At 74.3% G+C, this 20248-nt stretch carries 18 protein-coding genes; 9 read left to right on the top strand and 9 right to left on the bottom strand.

From position 1 onward, the window contains the following. Positions 1 to 63 precede the first annotated feature (63 nt). A complete protein-coding gene (locus CYQ11_RS21560; RefSeq protein WP_099201190.1) occupies positions 64 to 381 on the top strand; it encodes a DUF8847 domain-containing protein in 318 nt (105 codons plus the stop codon). 108 nt (positions 382 to 489) lie between these two features. After that, positions 490 to 1200, top strand: a complete 711-nt coding sequence (locus CYQ11_RS21555; RefSeq protein WP_099201191.1) for a coiled-coil domain-containing protein — start codon at positions 490 to 492, stop codon at positions 1198 to 1200. Positions 1201 to 1445: 245 nt separating this feature from the next. On the opposite strand, the gene CYQ11_RS21550 is transcribed toward CYQ11_RS21555, so the two are convergent. From CYQ11_RS21550 to CYQ11_RS30690, 5 genes are read right to left on the bottom strand one after another with little or no spacing between them, the layout of a single operon-like run. Next, complete coding sequence (locus CYQ11_RS21550; protein WP_181143743.1) at positions 1446 to 2780, bottom strand: styrene monooxygenase/indole monooxygenase family protein; 1335 nt, start codon at positions 2778 to 2780, stop codon at positions 1446 to 1448. A 7-nt stretch (positions 2781 to 2787) separates the two neighbouring features. Continuing rightward, positions 2788 to 3429 (bottom strand): GTP-binding protein, encoded by a 642-nt coding sequence (locus CYQ11_RS21545; protein WP_240003605.1) that lies wholly within the window; start codon positions 3427 to 3429, stop codon positions 2788 to 2790. Between the two features lie 58 nt (positions 3430 to 3487). After that, positions 3488 to 3907 (bottom strand): DUF742 domain-containing protein, encoded by a 420-nt coding sequence (locus tag CYQ11_RS21540; protein WP_099201193.1) that lies wholly within the window; start codon positions 3905 to 3907, stop codon positions 3488 to 3490. Next, positions 3904 to 4416, bottom strand: a complete 513-nt coding sequence (locus tag CYQ11_RS21535) for a roadblock/LC7 domain-containing protein (protein ID WP_099201659.1) — start codon at positions 4414 to 4416, stop codon at positions 3904 to 3906. Before CYQ11_RS21535 ends, CYQ11_RS21540 begins: the two co-directional genes overlap by 4 nt. A gap of 35 nt (positions 4417 to 4451) precedes the next feature. Then, entirely contained in the window at positions 4452 to 7322 is a 2871-nt protein-coding gene (locus tag CYQ11_RS30690) for a sensor histidine kinase (protein ID WP_275666422.1), read from the bottom strand. A gap of 100 nt (positions 7323 to 7422) precedes the next feature. Here CYQ11_RS30690 and CYQ11_RS21525 point away from each other — a divergent pair, with 100 nt between their 5' ends. Next, the gene (locus tag CYQ11_RS21525) at positions 7423 to 8196 is read left to right on the top strand and encodes a protein phosphatase 2C domain-containing protein (protein ID WP_099201195.1); all 774 of its coding nucleotides are present in this window, start codon (positions 7423 to 7425) and stop codon (positions 8194 to 8196) included. Between the two features lie 29 nt (positions 8197 to 8225). Here the strand turns inward: CYQ11_RS21525 and CYQ11_RS21520 are convergent, their stop codons facing one another. Further along, entirely contained in the window at positions 8226 to 8720 is a 495-nt protein-coding gene (locus CYQ11_RS21520) for a MarR family winged helix-turn-helix transcriptional regulator (RefSeq protein WP_181143741.1), read from the bottom strand. Positions 8721 to 8951: 231 nt separating this feature from the next. Here CYQ11_RS21520 and CYQ11_RS21515 point away from each other — a divergent pair, with 231 nt between their 5' ends. After that, positions 8952 to 9803 carry a lysozyme gene (locus CYQ11_RS21515; RefSeq protein WP_099201197.1) on the top strand — a complete coding sequence of 284 codons (852 nt, stop codon included), beginning with the start codon at positions 8952 to 8954 and terminating at the stop codon, positions 9801 to 9803. A gap of 88 nt (positions 9804 to 9891) precedes the next feature. Here the strand turns inward: CYQ11_RS21515 and CYQ11_RS21510 are convergent, their stop codons facing one another. Beyond that, positions 9892 to 12753 (bottom strand): M4 family metallopeptidase, encoded by a 2862-nt coding sequence (locus CYQ11_RS21510; RefSeq protein ID WP_181143740.1) that lies wholly within the window; start codon positions 12751 to 12753, stop codon positions 9892 to 9894. Positions 12754 to 13014: 261 nt separating this feature from the next. Here CYQ11_RS21510 and CYQ11_RS21505 point away from each other — a divergent pair, with 261 nt between their 5' ends. Both CYQ11_RS21505 and CYQ11_RS21500 read left to right on the top strand, forming a co-directional pair. Next, on the top strand, positions 13015 to 13311 hold the full coding sequence (locus CYQ11_RS21505; RefSeq protein WP_181143739.1) for a hypothetical protein: 297 nt from the start codon (positions 13015 to 13017) through the stop codon (positions 13309 to 13311). Continuing rightward, positions 13308 to 13649 (top strand): DUF6255 family natural product biosynthesis protein, encoded by a 342-nt coding sequence (locus tag CYQ11_RS21500; protein ID WP_099201200.1) that lies wholly within the window; start codon positions 13308 to 13310, stop codon positions 13647 to 13649. Before CYQ11_RS21505 ends, CYQ11_RS21500 begins: the two co-directional genes overlap by 4 nt. A gap of 52 nt (positions 13650 to 13701) precedes the next feature. On the opposite strand, the gene lon is transcribed toward CYQ11_RS21500, so the two are convergent. Continuing rightward, a complete protein-coding gene (lon, locus tag CYQ11_RS21495) occupies positions 13702 to 16107 on the bottom strand; it encodes an endopeptidase La (RefSeq protein WP_099201201.1) in 2406 nt (801 codons plus the stop codon). Between the two features lie 261 nt (positions 16108 to 16368). Further along, on the bottom strand, positions 16369 to 17253 hold the full coding sequence (locus CYQ11_RS21490) for a rhomboid-like protein (RefSeq protein ID WP_181143738.1): 885 nt from the start codon (positions 17251 to 17253) through the stop codon (positions 16369 to 16371). Positions 17254 to 17445: 192 nt separating this feature from the next. Here CYQ11_RS21490 and CYQ11_RS21485 point away from each other — a divergent pair, with 192 nt between their 5' ends. The 3 genes from CYQ11_RS21485 (at position 17446) to CYQ11_RS21475 (ending at position 20199) form a co-directional block, all read left to right on the top strand. After that, complete coding sequence (locus CYQ11_RS21485; protein ID WP_099201202.1) at positions 17446 to 18141, top strand: spermidine synthase family protein; 696 nt, start codon at positions 17446 to 17448, stop codon at positions 18139 to 18141. 89 nt (positions 18142 to 18230) lie between these two features. After that, complete coding sequence (locus CYQ11_RS21480; RefSeq protein WP_099201203.1) at positions 18231 to 18968, top strand: response regulator transcription factor; 738 nt, start codon at positions 18231 to 18233, stop codon at positions 18966 to 18968. Positions 18969 to 19086: 118 nt separating this feature from the next. Next, the gene (locus tag CYQ11_RS21475; RefSeq protein ID WP_099201204.1) at positions 19087 to 20199 is read left to right on the top strand and encodes a HAMP domain-containing sensor histidine kinase; all 1113 of its coding nucleotides are present in this window, start codon (positions 19087 to 19089) and stop codon (positions 20197 to 20199) included. Positions 20200 to 20248 lie beyond the last annotated feature (49 nt).

The following is a 20248-nucleotide window of genomic DNA, read 5'->3' as shown; positions in this document are numbered from 1 at the left end:
CGCCGGGCCCCCCCGGCGCCACCTGATGACGGCCCACGGGCGGGGCTGACGGACACTGACTGCGTGAGAAGCGAGAAGACGCCCTTCGAGGGCGGCCCACTGGACGGGCGCGTGCTGTCCGTGCTCCTGGGACACACGGGCCTGCCGCCCAAGACGTACACGGTCCCGGTGCCGGCCGCGGAGGAGGGCGCCGCCCCGACGGTGCACGTCTACCGGCGGGTGCCCGCGGGCACCACCCGGCGGCTGGGCCTGCCGAGGGGGTGGAAGTACGCGTACGACCCCGAGGGAAGGCCGGGAGGCGGTCTGCGCTGGCCGTGGTCGCGGCGTCCCTCGCCGCCGTCCGGCCGGGCCCCCGAGGACGGGACGCCCCCTCAGGGGTGAGCGCGTTGCGCCGTTTCGCCCCTTACCGGTCGCACTAGTCATATCTGCGCGGGGGTGCGTGCCACGATCCTCCACGGCACCGTCAGGCCCGTAACCGGAGGTGAGTCCGTGTCCCCGTCCCGTCGCCTCGTCCGCTCGGTGCGCACGGTGGCGCTGGCCGCCGGGGCGGCCGTGCTCGCCGTGCCCACCGTGCCCGCGGGGGCGGCGCCCGCCGCGCCGCCGGGCCGGCCGGTGAGCGCGCTGCTGACGCAGCTCCAGTCGCTGTACCGGAAGGCCGAGGAGGCCGGCGAGGCCTACGCCGCGACCCGCGAGAAGCTGAAGAAGCAGCGCGCCGTGGTCGACCGGCTGGGCGAGGAACTGGCCGGCGCGCGCGTCGCCCTGAACGCGGGCCGCGTCGACGCCGGGCGGCTGGCCAGGGCGCAGTACCGGGACGGCGGCGGCGCGGCGGCGGCGCCGTGGCTGCGGTTCCTCTTCAGCTCCGACGCACGGCAGGCGATGGACACGCGGCACCAGATCGACCGGGCGGCCGACAGCCGGGCGGCCGTGATCGGCCGGCTCTCGCAGGACGCGAGGCGGACCGCGACCCTCGCCTCCCGGTCCCGGGACGCGCTGAACGTCCAGCAGACGCTCACCGCCGAACAGAGGAAGCAGAAGGACGCGGTGCGCAAGCGGCTGGGTGCGGTCGAGAAGCTGCTGGCGTCGCTCTCGCCCGGACAACTGGCCGAGCTGCGCCGCGTCGAGGGCGGGAGCGGCGGCGGGGCGGCCGCGGGACGGCTGCGGTTGCGCCTCCCGGGCGCGAGACCGGCGCACCGCCGTTGAGGAACGGCCCCCGAGGCGACGGCCCCTCGCGCCGCGTCCGGACCGCCGACCGGACCACCACGGCGGCGTCTTGGGCCCGCTCCCCTAGGGGGTGTCCGATGGGTCGGTGCGGGTCCTGCGGTGGTCGGTGCGGTAGATCGCAAGGCGGAGCATCTGCCTCGGACCGGGCGTCCTCGGCTGATGCGACAACGCAGCGAGGTGCCGTACCGGCTCCGCAGGGCCCGTGCCGACCCATCGGGCACCCCCTAGCGCCCGGCCGCGCCGCCGGGCGGGCCGGCCCTGTTCGCCGCCCTCACCGGCGGCCCCTCCGTGGGGTCCCTCGACTCCCTCAGCTCCTTCATCACCTGTGCCACATACGCCTCCGCCTCCGCCGCGTCGAAGAAGTAGTGCGCGAAGTCCGACGGGTCGTCGTAGCCGTTGGCGAAGCGGTCGGCGACCGGTTGCGCGCCGGCCGCCGCGGCGATGAGGGCCCGGACGTGGGCGGCGGGGGGCGCCAGCATCGTGTTGGTCCACCGCGTCACGTGCCGCGCCGAGGCCCAGTAGCGGTCGAAGGCGGTCCGCATCCAGTCGGCGTCGAAGGGGGCGTCGCCCCGCTCGACGATCGACGCGAGGTACGAGGCCGCGCACTTGGCGGCCGAGTTGGAGCCCTGGCCGGTGAGCGGGTCGTTGACGACGACCGCGTCCGCGACGCCGAGGACCAGCCCGCCGGAGGGCAGCCGGCCGACCGGGTCGCGGACGACCGGGGTGTAGCCGCCGGCCAGGGTGGCCCGGGCGTCGGTCAGCTCCACGGCCGTGGCCCGCCCGTACTCCCACGGCACGAACCGTTCCAGCAGCTCCAGCGTGCGCGCCAGGTGCTCGCCGGGGCCGTCGACGTCGCGGAAGACGTCGAGCGGGCCGCCCGGCAGGCCCTCCCAGAAGAGGATGTCGGCGCGGCCGGAGGTGGTGAGCGTGGGGATGACCCACAGCTCGCCGACGCCGGGCACGAGGTTGCAGCGGGCCGCGTCGTACTCCGGGTGCTCGGCGCGCGGGCCCAGGCCGTGGACGTAGGCGAGGGCCAGGGACCGCCTGGGCGTGGCGTGGGGCGAGCGGGCGGCGTCCCGGGGGAAGAGGGACACCAGCTCGCCCTTGCCCGCCGAGACCAGCACCAGGTCGTAGCGGGGGGCCAGGAAGTCCAGGTCGGAGACGGCCGCGGCGTGGATGACGAGCCGGCCGCCGCGCTCGGCGAAGGTGTCGAGCCAGCCGGCCATCTTCACCCGCTGGTCGACGGACTGGGCGTAGCCGTCGAGCCGGCCCACCCAGTCGACCAGGCGCTGGACGCCCGCGACGCCGGGCACCGTGCCGGCGACGGACAGGCCGAGGCCCTCCACGCAGGGGGCGAGGCTCTCCCAGAAGTTGAGGCCCAGCTCGCGCTCGTACCGCAGGGCGGTGCGGAACATGATCTGGGTCGACATGACCCGCCCGGCCCGGATCTCCTCGGCCGTGCGGTTCGACATGACGGTCACGTCGTAGCCCTTGGCCTGGAGGCCGAGGGCCAGCTGGAGCCCGGACTGGCCTGCTCCGACTATCAGGATCCGGCGCACGGCGCGCTCACCTCCGCTCCTGGGGGCCGGTGTCCGTGACGGCGAGGGCCCGGCCCACCAGGGTCAGCAGCGTCTCGACGACCGTGATCCGCCGGCGTGCGTCCATGGTCACGACCGGTACGTCCGCCGGCAGGGCGAGCGCCTCGCGGACCACCTCCGGGGCGTGCCGGGTGGCGCCGTCGAAGTGGTTGACGGCGACGACGTACGGCAGGCCGCCGCTTTCGAAGTAGTCGAGCGCGGGGAAGCAGTCGGCCAGCCGCCGCGTGTCCACCAGGACGACGGCGCCGATGGCTCCGCGCACCAGGTCGTCCCACATGAACCAGAACCGCTTCTGGCCGGGCGTGCCGAACAGGTACAGCACGAGGTCGGCGTCGAGGGTGATGCGGCCGAAGTCCATGGCGACCGTGGTGGTCGCCTTGTCGGGGACCGCGGTGAGGTCGTCCACGTCCTCGGCGGCCGTGGTCATGACGGCCTCCGTCCGCAAGGGGGTGATCTCGGAGACGGAGCCGACGAACGTCGTCTTGCCGACGCCGAACCCTCCCGCGATCACGATCTTCGTGGCGTTGGGGGCGCGGGAGAGGTCCAGCTGCCAGCCGCGGGCCTGTTCGTCCGGGGCCGGGTCGCCCGCGTCCGCCACCGCGTCCGCCACCGCGTCCGCGGCACCGGCGGCCACCGCCCCGTCCGTGCCGGTCACGACGTCTTTCTCGTCAGAGTCTGCGGAGTCCACTCAGCACCCTTTCGAGCAGCGCGCGGTCGGGCCGGCCGACGGCGTGACCGGTGCCGTACACGCGGATCCTTCCCTGGTCGGCCAGGTCGCCGAGGAGCATCCGCACGACGCCCAGCGGCATCTTCAGCAGGGCGGAGACCTCGGCGACCGAGCGCAGCCGGCGGCACAGCCCGATGATCGCGCGGACCTCGGGCATGACCCGCGAGGCGAGCCCCCCGGAGGCCGGCTCGGACGGACCGGCGCCGGCGCACGTGCCCGCGGCGGCCACGAAGGTCTCGACGAGCAGGACGTGGCCGAAGCGGGAGCGTCCGCCGGTGAGCGAGTACGGGCGGACGCGCGCGGTCCGGCGGTCCGGTGGCGGACCGGGCGCCGGGGCGAGCGAGCCGGGGGCGGTGGTCATCCGACGGCCTCCACCGACTGGCGCAGCTCCCGGCGCAGTTCGGGGGTCAGGACGTGCCCGGCCCGGCCGACGAAGAGGGCCATCTGGTAGGCGACGATGCTCATGTCGCAGTCGGGCGCGGTGTGGACGCCCAGCAGGGAGCCGTCGCTGATGGTCATGACGAACAGGCCGCCGCCGTCCATGGCGACCATGGTCTGCTTGACGACGCCGCCGTCCATCAGGGCCGCCGCGCCCGTGGTGAGGCTGCCGAGGCCCGCCACGATGGTGGCGAGGTCGGCGGTGGAGCCGCGCGGCCCCTCCGTCCCGCGCGCGCCGCACGGCTGCGGGGCGCCCGCCGGGCCCGCCGGTGCCGTGCGCTCCGGTGAGGAGGACAGCAACAGCAGCCCGTCGGAGGAGACCACGGCGACGGACAGCACGCCGGGCACCTCCTCCACCAGGTCGGTCAACAGCCAGTGCAGGCTGCGCGCCTCGTCGCTCAGCCCCAGGGCAGTGACACCTGCGGTGTCGATGGGGGTGAGGGGTGTCGTCCCCCGGGAAAATGCAGTCACCCGCGTGCCTCCTCTACAGTGCCGCCCTCGTCCGGCGCCCCCGCTCGTGTCCGGTCCGTGCCCCGTGCACGGCCGCGTTCGTACCCCGCCGCCTCCGCCTCCGCGTCGCGCCGTCCCTCACGGGCGCCCTGCTGGAAGCCGGCGAGCTTGCGGCGCAGGGCCTCGGCGTCCACGCCCTGCCGCACGCTGAGCGGCACCGGCTTCTGCGGCACGACGCGGGGCGTCCGCCTGGGCAGGCCGGTGCCGGTCAGCCCGCCGCCCGCCGGGCCGCCGTGCGGGCCGCCGTGCGGTCCGCCGTGCATCCCGCTCAGCGGCCCCACGACGGGGTCCGGCCGGGGCGCGGGGCGCGGGTGGGGCACCGCGGCGGGCCCGTGGCCCTGCGGCCCCCGGCTCCCGAAGCCCTGCTGTCCCGGTGGTGTGTGGGGGCCCTGATGGCCCTGGTGCACGCGGTTGCTGCCCTCGTGCGTCTGGTGGGACATCGCCTGGTGGGACGCCCCGCCCGCGTACGACGCCGGTCCCGGGCGGGCGTGCCGGCCCGCGGCCGAGCGCGGGTCGTCGTGGCCCGCCGGCGGTGTCTGGCGCGACACGGGGCCCGGTGGGGGCTGGCGCACGGTCGTGAGCTGGATGGTCTGCTCGTCCTGCTGGAACACCGGCGCGGTGTGCCGGTGCGCGTGGGACAGGGGGGAGCGGCCGGGCATGGTGTGGGAGTTGGACTCGGCCACCACCCCCGGCAGGTCCACGTGCGGCACCGTCCGCGCGGCCCCCGGCACCGGGGGCGCGGCGGCCGGGTCGGACAGGGCCGGGGACTCGGCGGGCAGCAGGTGGCAGGGCAGGACGACCACCGCGGTGATGCCGCCCGGCCGCTGCTCGCGCAGCTGGACGCGGACCCCGTGCCGGGCCGCGAGCCGCGCCACCACGTACAGCCCGAGCCCCATGACGGGCTCGCCCCTCTCGGCGCACTCCGTCCGCCGGTGCTCCGGGTCGGCCTCGGCCAGCAGGACGTTCAGCTCGTCGAGCCGCTCGGGGGCCATGCCGATGCCCTCGTCCTGGATGGAGAGCATCACCTCGCCGTTCTCCAGCAGCCATCCGGAGACCTGGACCTGGACGTCGGGAGGGGAGAACGCCGTGGCGTTCTCCAGCAGTTCGGCGACCAGGTGGCTGATGTCGTCGGCGGCGAAGCCGGCGAGCTGGGACCGGGCGGGGAGGGAGTGGATGCGCACGCGCTCGTACCGCTCGATCTCGCTGACGGCCGCCCGCAGGATGTCCAGCAGGGGCACGGGAGCGGTGTGGCTGCTGTGGTGCTCGACACCGGCGAGGGAGAGCAGGTTCTCGTTGTGCCGGCGCATGCGGGTGGCGAGGTGGTCGAGCTTGAAGAGGACCTCCAGGCGGTCGGGGTCCGCCTCGTGGGCCTCCAGGGACTCGATGACGGTCAGCTGCCGCTCGACCAGCCCGAGGGTGCGCTGGGAGAGGCTCACGTACGTGCTGTGCACACGCCCGGAGAGCCCCGACATCTGCTCGGTGACCTCGGTGAACTTCGCCCGCAGCACGTCGCGTTCGTCGGCGAGGTCCTGGCGGGCCACGTCCATCCGGGTGCGCTCGCCCTCCAGCAGCCCGATGCGCTCGCGCAGCCGGACGACGGTGCCGTGGAGGACGTTGAGCGACCGGGCGATCTCGGCGAACTCGTCGTCGCGGCCGTGGAAGGCGACGGGCTTGGCGGGCACCGGGTCGGCGCACACCCGCCGTGCCCCCGCCCGCAGCGCGGCGAGCGGGCGGGTCATCGAGCGCGCGGTCTGCACGCTGACGCCGAGGACCAGCAGGAAGCCCAGCGCGGCGAGGACGCAGCGCACCTCCAGGGCGGTCACGTCGTGGTCGCGCAGGCCGGCGAGGCGGGCCATCTCCTCGGTGGCGAGGCCGGTTTCCACACCGCGCATCTGGTCGACGCGGGCGGTCAGCTCGGCCCGTACGGGCCCGGGCCGCTCCACGTCGGCCGCCGAGGGCTGGGGCCGCACGGCGAGCCGCGCCAGCCGGGCCTCGGCTGCGGCGACCTGCGGTCCGCCGACGGTACGGGCGTACTCCTCGCGCAGCTCGCCGGGGGCCAGCCGGCGGAAGTCGGCGAGCGCCGTCTGCTCCCGCACGACGGTCTGCTGGGCGAGGGCGCTCAGCCGCTCCTGGGTGCCGCGCGCGGCGAGGGCCGCGAGGTGGAGGCCCCGCGCGCCGGACGCGGCCTCCACGGCGCGGCCCAGCTCGGGCAGGGCGAGGGCGCCGCCGGACTGGGCACGGGCGGGCAGGCCGTGGCCGAGGTCGGCGGAGACGTCGTGCAGGGCGCGGACGACGGCGCTGTACGCGGCGGAGGTCGCGGGCGCGTCACCGGGCCCGGTGAGGGCCAGACGGCGGACCTCGGGCAGGCCGTCGAGCCGGTGCCGCAGCGACGCCGGGGCGACGCGGCGGAAGGCGGCGATCTGCCGGTCGACCCGGGCGCGTTGGTCCTCCGTGACGGCGGGCGAGGTGGACGCGGCGCCGCGGCCGGCGGCCACGTACTCGGTCATGGTGTCGCGTTCGTCGGCGAGCGAGTGGGCGAGCGCGACGGCGCTGACGTCGGCCTTGGCGAGGGCGGCCAGGCGCCGGGAGTCGCCGAGGTCGCGTATGGCGTCGGCGATGCCGAAGGCAGCCGCCCCCAGGGCCGTGAGCGAGACGACGGCCACGGAGGCGATGAGCCGGTTGCGTACGCGGGCGGTGCGCTCCGGAACTCCTGTGGTCTGCTGTTCGCGCTGGCCGCCGCGAAGCCGCTTCTTCCGCACCGGTGCTCGCAATCTGCTGTCGTCCGTGGGTCCCGTCCCGCCCTGGTGGCCCTGGCCGGTGTCACTCACCGCTTCCCCCCGGCAAGTGCCCATCAGGTAAACCGCCCGGCGCGCCGGAAGGATGCGCGCCAACGGCCGGGGAATTTCGGGCATCCGGCACACTGGCCGCATGCGCATCGAACTCGCCACTCAGCCAGCAGATCCGCACCGTCCGAACGAGGATTTCGCCTCGGTCGCGTTGCCCGCGTCGGGCCGGGGCGGGGCCCTGGTCCTGCTCGACGGGGTGACCCCGCCGCCGGACGGCGCCACGGGCTGCGAGCACGGTGTCGCCTGGTTCACGGCGCGGCTGGGCGGGGCGCTGCTCGAACTCCTCGCCGCGCGGCGGGAGCTGACCCCGGCGGCGTGCCTGTCGGCCGCCATCTCCCGTACGGCGGACGCCCATCGCGGCACCTGCGACCTCGCGCACCGGCGCACTCCGCAGGCCACGGTGGTGCTGGCGCGCTGGGACGAGGAGCGGGTGGAGCACCTGGTGCTGTCGGACTCGGTGCTGCTGGCCGAGGGCACGGACGGCACGGTGACGCCCGTGCTGGACGACCGCATCGCCCGGCTGGCCGCCCTCGGCCCGGTGACGGACGCGCAGCGCAACGCGGAGGGCGGCTTCTTCACGGCCGCCGCGGACCCGGCGGTGGCCGTGCGGGCGGTGACGGGCTCATGGGCGCGCGCGGAGGTGCGGGCGCTGGCGGCGCTCAGCGACGGGGCGGCCCGCTGGGTGGAGGTCTTCGGCGCGGGCGACTGGGCGGAGTGCTTCGCGCTGCTGGCGAAGGAGGGGCCCCGGGCGCTGATCGACGAGGTCCGCGCGGCGGAGCGGGCGGACCCGGACGGCACGGTCTTCCGGCGCGGCAAGCGCCACGACGACGCGGTGGCGCTCCACGCGGAACTGTGAGGGGCCCGGGGCAGGGGCCTGGTGGGTTCCTAGGACTCGGCGCTCTCGTTGAGCTGGTGGAGCAGGCGCGCCAGCTCGGCGACCTCGGTCGGGTCCCAGTCGGCGAGCTTGCTCATGTACTGGGCGCGGCGGGCGTCGCGCACGCGGGTGAAACGGGCGCGGCCCTCGTCCGTGAGCTGGATGAGTGAGGCGCGGCCGTCGGCCGGGTCCGGGTCGCGGGTGACGAGGCCGAGCTCGCCCAGGGCGCGCAGCTGGCGGCTCATGGTGGCCTTGCCGACGCCGAAGTAGGCGGCGAGGTCGGTGGCCCGCTGCTGGCCCGCGTCGACGAGCCGTACGAGCAGGCCGTAGGCGGCGGGCTCCAGGTCGGGGTGGACCTCGCGGGCCATCTCGCCGGAGGAGGAGCGGGCACGGCGCAGAAAGACGGTCAGCTCGCGCTCCAGGGCGAGGAAGGGGTGGTCCACGCCACTGCCCCCGCCCTCGCCCGCACCGCCCGGCACGGGTGGCGGAGTACTGGTCTCGTGCACGTCTGGCCCTCTCCTGCTGGTCGGCCTTTTCAGCCGCTGAAAAATTAATGTGATCGCGGCGCTTCACCGCAGCTCCGTCAGTATTTCGCAGGATTAGACCAACGGCAGCACCGCGGGTCCCTATCGCGGGGCGCGTCTACGGGTACCCCCATTAATGACATGGTCATACCAATGCGTACGGCCGTGAGATCCCCCACCTCCCCCCACCCCACCCGGCCTCGGAGGCATTTGATGCCCGCGCACCACTTCGCTCCGGGCCGCCGTACCCCCCACTCCACGGCGGCCGTCCTCGTCTGTCTGCTCACCCTCCTCGCCCTGCTCGCCGTCCTTCCCGGCAGCGCCCACGCGGCGCCGGCCCGCGACGGCAAGCAGCCCACGCACCCCGAACGGGACTGGATGGGCTCCACCCTCCGCCATCACGAAGGGGAAAAGGCGGTGCCCCCGACGGCCGGGGTCTCCTCGGTCGACGGCGTCGACGTCAGCAGTCACAACGGAAACGTCTCCTGGTCCACCCTCTGGAACAGCGGCAACCGCTTCGCCTACACCAAGGCCACCGAGGGCACCAGCTACACCAATCCGTACTTCGCGCAGCAGTACAACGGCGCCTACAAGGCCGGAATGATCCGCGGCGCGTACCACTTCGCGCTGCCGGGGAACTCCGGCGGCGCCGCCCAGGCCAACTACTTCGTCAACCACGGCGGCGGCTGGTCCAGCGACGGCAGGACCCTGCCCGGCGTCCTCGACATGGAGTACAACCCGTACGGAAGCACCTGCTACGACATGAGCGCGGGCGAGCTGGTCGACTGGGTGGCGGACTTCTTCGCCACCTACCGGTCCCGCACCGGACGCGACGCGGTCATCTACACCAGCACCACCTGGTGGAAGAAGTGCACCGGCAACTACGCGGGCTTCGGCAGATACAACCCGCTGTGGGTTCCCAGCTACGGCTCCTCCTCCGGTGAGCTGCCGGCCGGCTGGGACTTCTACACGTTCTGGCAGTACACCGACACCGGTCCGGTGGTCGGCGACCACAACCGCTTCAACGGCTCGTCCGCCCGGCTCAAGGCCCTCGCCTACGGCTGACGGCCGGACGGCCCCGGCCGTGAAGCCACCGGGCCCCCGGCGCGTCGGCGCCGGGGGCCCGGTTCACATCCGGCTCACGTCCGCGGGGTCATCCGCACCTGCCCGCCGGGCGGGTGCGGGTCACCAGGTCGGTGGAGCCGGTGGTGCCGTCGACCCACACCACCTGCTTGCCGCCGGCCGCCGCGGCCGAGGTCTGCTCGCCGCGGTTGCAGGAGACGCGGCCCAGCGCGGAGCCGTCCGCGCCGAACTGCCACAGCTTGGCCATCGTCTCGTTGTGGTAGGCGCTGTCGGGCTGCTCGGCCGTCACCGTCACCGCGTCGTCGGAGGCCGTCAGGGCGGAGCCGTGGAGCGCGCCCTCACCCTTCTCCTTGCTGATGTCCACCACGCCCGTGCCGTCGAGGTTCGCGCGCCGCACCGCCGTCTGGCCCAGGTCCACGACCTCGTCCGCCAGCCAGTACACGTGCTTGCCGGTGATGGCCGTCTGCCCGATGGCCTGCGGCTCACCGAGCTGGCCCATCAGCTTCCGCTCCCCGGACCTCAGGTCCAAAACCTCGACGCCCGACCGGTACGCGTCACCCTCGGGGTACGCCTTGGCGTAGGCGACCCGGCCGCCGCTGAGGGACGGCAGGCCCGTGCCCACCTCGCTGCGGGCGCCGTCGACCCAGGTCGGCTCCTTGTCCCCGGTGCGCAGGTAGCCCACGTGCCGGGAGCCGAAGAAGTCCGTCGTCTCGAAGGCCACCACCGCGCCCTCGACCCGGACCGCGCCGACGTCGGCGGTGTTGCTGCCGTACAGCTTCTTGACCGGTCCCCCGGCCAGCGGCCGGGACAGCACGTCCACGCCCTTGGGGCCGTACGCCGTCCACACCACGCTCTTGCCGTCCGTGGCGGGGTTGACGTGGTAGCGCCCGTCGTTGGGGCTCATCAGCTTCGGCGCGCCCTTGCCGTCGGCGCGGCCGGCCCACACGGAGTAGGCCTCGGTGCCGTCGTCGTTCGACTTGCTGGTCGTCCACCAGCCGCCGCCGGCGCCCACGCCCGAACCGGACGTGTTGAGCTTGCCGAACAGCTGGTCGGAGTCGACGCCGAGGGCCTGCTCCCAGTTGGGGACGATGCCGTGGGCGTTGAAGGAACGCGTGATGACCTTGAGGTCGCCCGCGGAGACCTTCAGGGCCTTGGCCGCGGCGACGACCGCGTTGCGGCCCTCCGTGAAGCCGTCGAGCGGGCTCATGTACTCGGCCAGCGCCTTGTAGACCACCTTGTCGGCGAGGGTGCGGCCCAGGTCCTCGCGCATGTCCCACAGGGCGCCCGAGAAGATGGTGGAGTTCAGGTGCACCCCGCCGTTGTCGGAGCCGAAGCCGACGCCCAGGAAGTTCTTCGACGTCGTCGCGCCGTCGTTGAGGTCCCGGAAGGCGCACTGGCGCGGCGACTTGTTGCGGCACAGGTTGCCGCCCAGCAGGCCCGCGTCCGGGTCGTCCATCGGCATGCCCGCGGCGTCCACGGCGATGGCGTTGCCGAAGTAGTCGGCGAGGGCCTCGTTGAGGGCGCCCGACTGGCCCGCGTAGACGAGGCCGGCGGTGTGCTCGACGACGCCGTGCGTCATCTCGTGCCCGACCACGTCCAGGTCGGCGGAGAGCGTCTTGTAGTCCTCGTCGCCGCCGCCGTAGACCATCTTGGCGCCGTCCCAGAAGGCGTTGACGTACGGCATCCCGAAGTTCGTCACGCCCACCAGGGAGTCGATCGCCATGCCGCGGCCGTCCAGGCTGTCCCGGCCGTGCACCTTCTTGTAGTAGTCGTAGACCTTGCCGGCCGCCCAGTGCGCGTCCACCGCGCCCGCCTCGGTGGCCTCCTTGCCGAACTGGGGCCCCGCCGAGCCGAACTCCTTGATCCCCTGGGGCCAGGCGCCGTCCGTCTCGCCGACGTCCTTGCCGCGCGCGTCCCAGGTGGAGATCTTGTTCTTGCTGGACTCCCACATGCGCGCGTGGTCGGTCATCACGTACTGGCCGCGCGCGGTGTCGAAGTACAGGCCCAGCTCGACGGTGGTGCCGTCGTACCTCACCCCGGAGCCGGCGACGCCGGGGTTCTTGGGCCCGTCCGCGGGCGCGCGGCCCGCGCCGGGGCCCGCCGCCTTGGCCGCGTCCTGCCCGGCGGCCTTCGGGACGCCGAAGGTCTTGATGCCGCTGTACTGCAACACCGGGTAGCCCGCCTTGGCGTCGACGTAGACCTCGCGCAGCACGGGCTGCCCGGTGGCCGGGTCGGTGCCGCGCACGGTGACGTGGTGGGTGAGCACGCCCGCGCCCTTGGGCAGCACGACCAGGCCGCGCGCGGTGCCGCTGAGCGCCCCCACCGCCTTGGTCCGCGCCCCGTCGCGGCCCGCGACGTCGTCCTTGCCGAGCGCCTTGCCGCCCAGCTGGGCGAGTGTGGCCCCGACCGCCCGCCGCACGGCCAGGTCCTCGCCGACCTCGGCGGTCACGTCGGTCTTCAGACCGGTGAAGTACGTGCCGGAGGTGCCGGTGACGACGCGCTTGCCGTCCTTCTTCTCCATGCGGACGACGTACTGTCCGCCGAGGACCTCGACGCCGCGGTGCCTCTGCTGGAGCCTGACCGTCTCCGAGGTGCCCCGGGCGACCGTCTCCAGGGGCTTCAGGTCGCGGTCGGGGCGGTCGATGCCGTAGCGGCTCCGCTTGTCGGCGAGGTGTCCGCGGGCGGCGTCCGCGGCGCTGCCGCCCGCCTTCACGCCCTCCCGGATGCCGTCCACCAGGGAGGGGGTGGAGGTTCCCTTCCCCGGTACCATCTCGGGCCCGGAGTCGTGCGCGGCCGCGGCGGCCTGTCCGGGCAGTGCGGACACGACAAGGGCGGCAGCGCCCAGTAGCGCTGCCGCCCCTGCTATCCCGGTCTTCGCGGCCGGTCTTCCTGAACGTGCTCTGGGCTTACGCAAGGTTCCCCCTCCGTACATGCCGGATTGACGCCGGAGACTCACGCCGGAACGGGCGCGAGTGGTCGGGGCCATGCAAGCGGTGTGGTGAGGGCCGATCAATGGGGCGTGCGTTTCCGTGGGTTACTTTCAGCCGCCGCCGGTCCGGACCGGGCGCCGGTCACGGAACCCGTCGACCCCAGGCCATGGCTGGTCCCTCCCCCTCGCGGCCCCGTACGTTCCTCGCGTGAGCCGCAGACGGAAGGCATCGTGCACATGACGTACCGGAACGGGACCTATGTCATGGACACCCGTGAAAACAGAATCGCCCAGGTGATCGGCGAGACCGGCACCCGAGTGCAGGTCCAGCGACCGGGCGGGGGCCTCACCTGGGAGGTGCCCGCCTCCGCGCTGCGGCTGGCCACCCGCGACGAGCGGAACGCGGCCGGACTGCGCCCCTACCAGAGCGGCTGTGCCGAGTGCGCCGTGCTGGAAGCCGCTCGAACGAGTGCTCTGGACGGGGAAAAGCCGGCCGCCGCGGCCGCCGCGCGGACACACTGGATCGTGGCCCACTCCACCCAGCTCAGGGAGAACGAATGAAGAACTGCCGGCACCGCTTCCTCCAGGACGCCGCCCCCGGCGAACACCGCTGCGCAGGCTGTGGCATGCGGCGGTTCACGAGCTACGGGGCGCTGCGGCCCCCGGGGTTGCCGGAGCCGCGGGTGCGGCCGGAGGTGGCGGCGGAGAAGGCCGACCGGCGGGCGTCCCTCGTCATCGCCCTGGGCCTGTACCGCAACCGCAACCGCTGGGGGCGCAGCCGGGAGGAGTTCCGCGCGGCCTACCCCCGGCTCGCCGGGGTCACCCCGCCGTCCCTGCCCGCCGGGCTCTCGTTCGACGAGGCCCTGATGACCTTCCGCGCCGAGATCGAGGCTCCCTAGGTCCCGGCGCGGCGGGGGCTGCGCCCCCCGTGCGGCTTCCTTGGCCGGATCCTCACACGGCGACCGGCACTTCGGGCCGGCCCGCGGTCGCCGGCGTCAGTGCCAGTTCCAGCACCTGGCGGACGTCGGAGACGGGGTGGACGTCGAGCGTGTCCAGCACCTCCGCGGGGACGTCGTCCAGGTCGGGCTCGTTCCGCTTGGGGATGACCACGGTGGTGATCCCGGCCCGGTGCGCGGCGAGCAGCTTCTGCTTGACGCCGCCGACGGGCAGGACGCGGCCCGTCAGCGAGACCTCGCCCGTCATGGCCACGTCCGGGCGGACCTGGCGGCCGGAGAGCAGGGAGGCGAGTGCGGTCGTCATCGTGACGCCCGCGCTGGGCCCGTCCTTGGGCACCGCGCCCGCCGGTACGTGCAGATGGACACCCCGTTCCTTGAAGTCGCCGACCGGCAGCTCCAGTTCCGCGCCGTGGGAGCGCAGGAAGGACAGGGCGATCTGGGCGGACTCCTTCATGACGTCGCCGAGCTGGCCGGTGAGGGTCAGCCCCGCCCCGCCCGTCTCGGGGTCGGCCAGGGACGCCTCGACGAACAGGACGTCGCCGCCCGCGCCCGTGACCGCCAGGCCCGTGGCCACGCCGGGTACGGACGTGCGCCGTTCGGCCGGGTCCTGGGCGGACTCGGGCGTGTGGTGCGGCCGCCCGATCAGCGGCCGCAACTGGTCCACACCGATGGTGAACGGCAGGTCCTGCTCGCCCAGTTCGTGCCGGGCCGCGACCTTGCGCAGCAGCCGGGCGATCGCGCGCTCCAGGTTCCGCACGCCCGCCTCGCGGGTGTACTCGCCGGCGAGCCTGCGCAGCGCACCGTCCTCCAGCGCGACCTCGCCCGGCTCCAGGCCGGCGCGCTCCAGCTGCCTGCGCAGCAGGTGGTCGCGGGCGATGACGACCTTCTCGTCCTCGGTGTAGCCGTCGAGGCGGACCAGTTCCATGCGGTCCAGGAGGGCCTCGGGGATCGCTTCGAGGACGTTGGCCGTCGCCAGGAAGACGACGTCGGACAGGTCGAGCTCGACCTCCAGGTAGTGGTCCCGGAAGGTGTGGTTCTGGGCGGGGTCCAGGACTTCGAGCAGGGCGGCCGCCGGGTCGCCGCGGAAGTCCGAGCCGACCTTGTCGATCTCGTCGAGCAGGACGACCGGGTTCATCGAGCCGGCCTCCTTGACCGCCCGGACGATCCGGCCCGGCAGCGCGCCGACGTAGGTGCGCCGGTGGCCGCGGATCTCCGCCTCGTCGCGGACCCCGCCGAGCGCGACGCGGACGAACTTGCGGCCCATCGCGCGGGCGACGCTCTCGCCCAGCGAGGTCTTGCCGACGCCGGGCGGGCCGACGAGCGCGAGCACCGCGCCCCCGCGCCGCCCGCCGACCACACCCAGCCCCCGGTCGGCGCGCCGCTTGCGCACCGCCAGGTATTCGGTGATCCGTTCCTTGACGTCCTCCAGTCCCGCGTGGTCGGCGTCGAGGACGGCCTTGGCGCCCGGGATGTCGTACGCGTCCTCCGTGCGCTCGTTCCACGGCATCTCCAGGACCGTGTCGAGCCAGGTGCGGATCCAGCCGCTCTCGGGGCTCTGGTCGGAGGCGCGTTCGAGCTTGTCGACCTCCTTCAGGGCCGCCTGGCGGACGTCGTCCGGCAGGTCGGCGGCCTCGACGCGGGCGCGGTAGTCCTCCGACTCGCTCTCCGGGTCGCCGCTCAGCCCGGCCAGTTCCTTGCGGACGGCCTCCAGCTGGCGGCGGAGCAGGAACTCGCGCTGCTGCTTGTCGACGCCTTCCTGGACGTCCTTCGCGATGGACTCCGCGACGTCCTGCTCGGCGAGGTGGTCGCCGAGCCACTTCACGGCCAGGCGGAGCCGGGCCACCGGGTCGGCGGTCTCCAGCAGCTCGACGCGCTGGGCGACGGTGAGGAAGGGCGAATAGCCGGAGTTGTCGGCGAGCTGGCCGACGTCGTCGATCTGCTGGACGCGGTCGACGACCTGCCAGGCGCCGCGCTTGCGCAGCCAGCTGGTGGCCAGCGCCTTGTACTCCTTCATCAGCTCGGTCACGGCGCCCGGCAGCGGATCGGGGGTGACCTCCTCCATCGCGGTGCCCTCGACCCACAGCGCGGCACCGGGCCCGGTCGTGCCGGATCCGATCCGCACCCGGCGGACGCCGCGGATGAGCGCGCCGGGGTCGCCGTCGGAGAGGCGGCCCACCTGCTCCACGGTGCCGAGCGTGCCGACCGCCGCGTACGTGCCGTCGACCCGCGGGACGAGCAGCACCCGCGGCTTGGCGCCGGTCCCGGCGGCCGCCTGCGCCGCCTCCACGGCCGCGCGGACGTCGCCGTCGGACAGGTCCAGCGGGACGACCATGCCGGGCAGCACCACCTCGTCGTCGAGCGGCAGCACGGGCAGGGTGAGCGGTGTGGACGTCGAAGCCATGATCTCCCCTTCGGCAGGCAAGTTGAGCTATGTCGACTCAATGCCCGGGAAGCCCGTGGTGTTCCCAGGCTCGTGTTCGCTGTGAGCGATCACGCCGGGGACGCCGGCCGTGCCCGGCACGCCCTGCGGCCATCCCTGGGGGTGACGCCGAAGTGAAGCGCGAAGTGCCGGCGCACAGGGGCGGCCGCGCCCGGACCGCACGGCCCGCCGGCCGTCACGCCGTGTTCTTCACCTCGGCGAGGCGACGGCGCCGCGCCCCCGTCAGCCCGACCGGAGGGCGTCCGCGTCGCGGCGCTGCCCGCCGGCGCCGTCCGCGGCGCGCGGCCGGGGGATCCGGCACGGCACACCCTCCCCCAGCGCACCGGCCGCACCGGGCTCCCCGGCCGCGGGTGCCGCAGCGGGGGGCGGCGGGACGGCCGCGGCCGCCGAGAGGGCCGGGGCCGCTCCACGGCTCGGGGACCGGTCCCGCACCAGCGAGCGGCAGGCGACGCCCGTCAGCAGGGCGATCGGATGCCCCCAGCTCGCCAGCGGGTCGACCAGATCGACCAGGTCCCGGGCGCACATCGCCCCGGCCACGCCCAGCAGGGCCCATTCGGCGCGCCGCGACAGCAGCCCCGACAGGGCGCCGACGCAGGCCATCAGGCCGAAGCTGATGCCGTAGTCGAGGCGGTGCATCGACGCCTCCGGCAGCCGGCCGGCGGCCACGGCGCCGGCCACGGGGAGTTCCGTGGCCAGCGTGGCCAGGACGTGGCCGAGGAGGAAGACCCCCGCCGCGCGGGCGGAGCCCACGCGCCGCTCCAGCGCGGTCATGACGAGGACGAAGACGGGCCCGTACGCGGAGTACACGCCGCCCGCGATCCACAGGGCGCTGGCGACCAGCACCACGAGCGGCTGCTCGGCGAGGTGGGCGGCGTCGGTGCTGGAGTCGCGCAGGAGCTGGTTGACCGTGGCCTCGTCACCGAGGTCGGTGTAGACGGCGGTGGCCAGCAGGACGAGACCGTAGAAGAACGTGAAGGGCGTGCCCAGGGGCGTGGGCAGCAGCCGGCGCAGGCCGCGCGGGAGGTGGCGCGCGCGGCGGACCGGGGCCGGGGCGGCGCCCGGCACCGCTTCGGCGTCGACGTCGGCGTCCGCGTCAACCGCAGTCACTCGGCCAAGCCCCTTTCCACGGGCTTCCTCGGGCTCGCCGGGCAGCGCGTCCGTCCACCCGTCCGCTCCTGAACATTAAGGTGCACAGCGGTCCGCCGAATCAACCTCTGGCCGTGACTCCAGTCACCCTTGTCAACCCTTTGACGCGCCCGCGCGTCGCCAGAGGCACCGACGACCCGAGGAGGCACGCACATGACCGCAGTGAGCACCCGGCACGGCGACGACGCGCCCGTCACCGTCGAGCGCCGTGACGGCCCCCACGGGGAGGTGGTGCTGAGGCGGCGCGGGGAGCACTTCGAGATCATCGCCAACGGGTGCTTCCTGATGGACACCGCCGACGGCCGCTCGGAACGGCGCCTGGTCGACGCCGCACTCGCCGCCCTGCCGCCGGACCGCCCGGCGCCCAGTGTGCTGATCGGCGGGCTCGGGGTCGGCTTCTCGCTGGCCCGGGCGGTGGCCGAGCCGCGCTGGGGACACGTCACGGTCGTCGAACGCGAGCGGGCGGTGGTCGACTGGCACCGGGCCGGCCCGCTGGCGGCCTTCTCCGGCGGGGCGCTCGCCGACCCCCGCACCGAGGTCGTCGTGGGGGACCTCGTCGCCCACCTCCACGCGCCCGGCACCCGCTACGACGCCCTGTGCCTGGACATCGACAACGGCCCCGACTGGACCGTCACCGACGACAACGGCGGCCTGTACTCCCCCGCCGGGCTCGCCGCCTGCCGTGCCCGGCTGACGCCCGGCGGAGTGCTCGCCGTGTGGTCCGCACAGCCGTCCCCGGCGTTCGAGGAAGCCCTCCGGAATGCCGGATTCGCCGGGGTAACGACTGAAGAGATCACCGTTGCCCGAGGCGTCCCGGACGTGGTCCACCTCGGCGTCAGCGCCGCGTAGCCGAGCCGAGCCGGGTGCCCGTACCCTGCCTTGCACAGCTGGAGGGACCGGCGGGAAGACCGGTATGGGAAGACGCTGGGGGCGGGCGCATGGAGCAGACACACATCAGCCCGGGCGGCGCCGCGGCCACCGCCGGGGCGCAGCGCCGGGTGCTGGTCGTCGAGGACGACCGCACCATCGTGGACGCCATCTCGGCGCGGCTGCGGGCCGAGGGGTTCCAGGTGCGCACGGCGGGCGACGGGCCCGCGGCCGTGGACACGGCCGAGGCGTGGCAGCCGGACCTGCTGGTCCTGGACGTCATGCTGCCGGGCTTCGACGGCCTGGAGGTGTGCCGAAGAGTCCAGGCGCAGCGGCCCGTGCCCGTGCTGATGCTCACGGCCCGGGACGACGAGACGGACATGCTCGTCGGGCTGGGCGTCGGCGCCGACGACTACATGACCAAGCCGTTCTCGATGCGCGAGCTGGCGGCGCGGGTGCACGTGCTGCTGCGCCGGGTGGAGCGGGCGACGCTGGCGGCCCACACGCCGCGCAGCGGCATCCTCCGGCTCGGCGAGCTGGAGATCGACCACGCACAGCGCAGGGTGCGGGTGCGTGGTGCGGACGTCCACCTCACGCCCACGGAGTTCGACCTCCTGGTCTGCCTGGCCAACACCCCGCGCGCGGTGCTCTCCCGGGAGCAGCTGCTGGCCGAGGTGTGGGACTGGGCCGACGCCTCCGGCACCCGGACGGTCGACAGCCACATCAAGGCGCTGCGCCGCAAGATCGGTGCCGAGCGGATCCGGACGGTGCACGGGGTGGGATACGCCCTGGAGACCCCGGCCGCATGACCGGCGCACGCGCGGCCGCCGGGCCGCGCCCGATACCGACGGCCGTACCGCCGCGCCCCGAGGGCGCCGCGGACGGCTTCCCCGGACCGGGTCCGGGAGAGAGTGAAGACGACACGGCATGACCGCTCCCCCGCCCGGCGACGGACCTTCGGTGCCGGGGCCGTGGCACCGGCTGTGGGAGGCGCTGCGCCCACTGGACCCCTACCGGTCGGTCAAGGCGGCGCTCGGCGCCCTGGTCATCGGCTCCGTCGTGATCACGACCTTCCTGGTGTCCGTCGCCATCCACTCGGCCACCGAGCTCCGCGTGATCACCATCTTCTCGATCATCGCCTCGCTGCTGATCACCCAGTTCGTGGCGCACGGCCTGACGGCGCCGCTGGACGAGATGACCGAGGTCACCCGGTCGATGGCGCAGGGTGACTACTCCCGGCGGGTGCGGGCGGGGCGGCGCGACGAGTTCGGCGACCTGGCCCACGCCTTCAACCGGATGGCGGCCGACCTGGAGGCGGTGGACACCCACCGCAAGGAGCTGGTCGCCAACGTCTCCCACGAGCTGCGCACCCCCATCGCGGGGCTGCGCGCGGTGTTGGAGAACGTCGTGGACGGCGTGTCGGCGCCCGACCCGGAGACCATGCGCACGGCCCTGCGCCAGACCGAACGGCTGGGCCGGCTGGTGGAGCAGCTGCTGGACCTCTCCCGGCTGGACAACGGCGTGGTGCCGCTGCGCTCGCGGCGCTTCGAGGTGTGGCCGTATCTGGCGGGGGTGCTGAAGGAGGCCAGCATGGCCGTCGGCGGCGCCGGGTCACCACGCGCCCGCAACGACGTCCACCTGCACCTGGACGTCTCCCCGCCGGAGCTGACGGCGCACGCGGACGCCGAGCGGCTGCACCAGGTGGTGGCGAACCTCGTGGACAACGCCGTCAAGCACAGTCCCCCGCACGGCCGGGTCACCGTCCGGGCCCGCCGGGGCGAGGGCGCGCAGTCGCTGGCCCTGGAGGTGCTGGACGAGGGGCCGGGCATCCCGGAGTCCGAGCGGCACCGCGTCTTCGAGCGCTTCAACCGGGGCTCCTCGGGGGCCCAGGGCCCGGTGGGCGACGGCGGCACGGGGCTGGGCCTGGCGATCGCCCGCTGGGCGGTCGACCTGCACGGCGGGAGCATCGGCGTGGCCGAGTCCCCCCGTGGCTGTCGCATCAAGGTCACGCTTCCGGGAAGGCCCAAAGATCAGAGTTGACGTAGGGTCGGTGGTGGAAGCACGCATTCACCGGATGTGAGGCGGGCTT

This window comes from Streptomyces cinnamoneus (assembly GCF_002939475.1).
Classification (GTDB): domain Bacteria; phylum Actinomycetota; class Actinomycetes; order Streptomycetales; family Streptomycetaceae; genus Streptomyces; species Streptomyces cinnamoneus_A.
Note: the sequence above shows the minus strand (reverse complement) of the source record. Positions and strands in the feature narration are given on the sequence as shown.

What these genes read in the sequence shown, in the direction of transcription:
- CYQ11_RS21505 (WP_181143739.1), top strand. Translation starts at nt 13,015, where the DNA reads ATGGACACCCGTGAAAACAGAATCGCCCAGGTGATCGGCGAGACCGGC.
- CYQ11_RS21510 (WP_181143740.1), bottom strand. Translation starts at nt 12,753, where the DNA reads ATGTACGGAGGGGGAACCTTGCGTAAGCCCAGAGCACGTTCAGGAAGA.
- CYQ11_RS21500 (WP_099201200.1), top strand. Translation starts at nt 13,308, where the DNA reads ATGAAGAACTGCCGGCACCGCTTCCTCCAGGACGCCGCCCCCGGCGAA.
- CYQ11_RS21515 (WP_099201197.1), top strand. Translation starts at nt 8,952, where the DNA reads ATGCCCGCGCACCACTTCGCTCCGGGCCGCCGTACCCCCCACTCCACG.
- CYQ11_RS21480 (WP_099201203.1), top strand. Translation starts at nt 18,231, where the DNA reads ATGGAGCAGACACACATCAGCCCGGGCGGCGCCGCGGCCACCGCCGGG.
- CYQ11_RS21525 (WP_099201195.1), top strand. Translation starts at nt 7,423, where the DNA reads ATGCGCATCGAACTCGCCACTCAGCCAGCAGATCCGCACCGTCCGAAC.
- CYQ11_RS21540 (WP_099201193.1), bottom strand. Translation starts at nt 3,907, where the DNA reads ATGACCACCGCCCCCGGCTCGCTCGCCCCGGCGCCCGGTCCGCCACCG.
- CYQ11_RS21475 (WP_099201204.1), top strand. Translation starts at nt 19,087, where the DNA reads ATGACCGCTCCCCCGCCCGGCGACGGACCTTCGGTGCCGGGGCCGTGG.
- lon (WP_099201201.1), bottom strand. Translation starts at nt 16,107, where the DNA reads ATGGCTTCGACGTCCACACCGCTCACCCTGCCCGTGCTGCCGCTCGAC.
- CYQ11_RS21485 (WP_099201202.1), top strand. Translation starts at nt 17,446, where the DNA reads ATGACCGCAGTGAGCACCCGGCACGGCGACGACGCGCCCGTCACCGTC.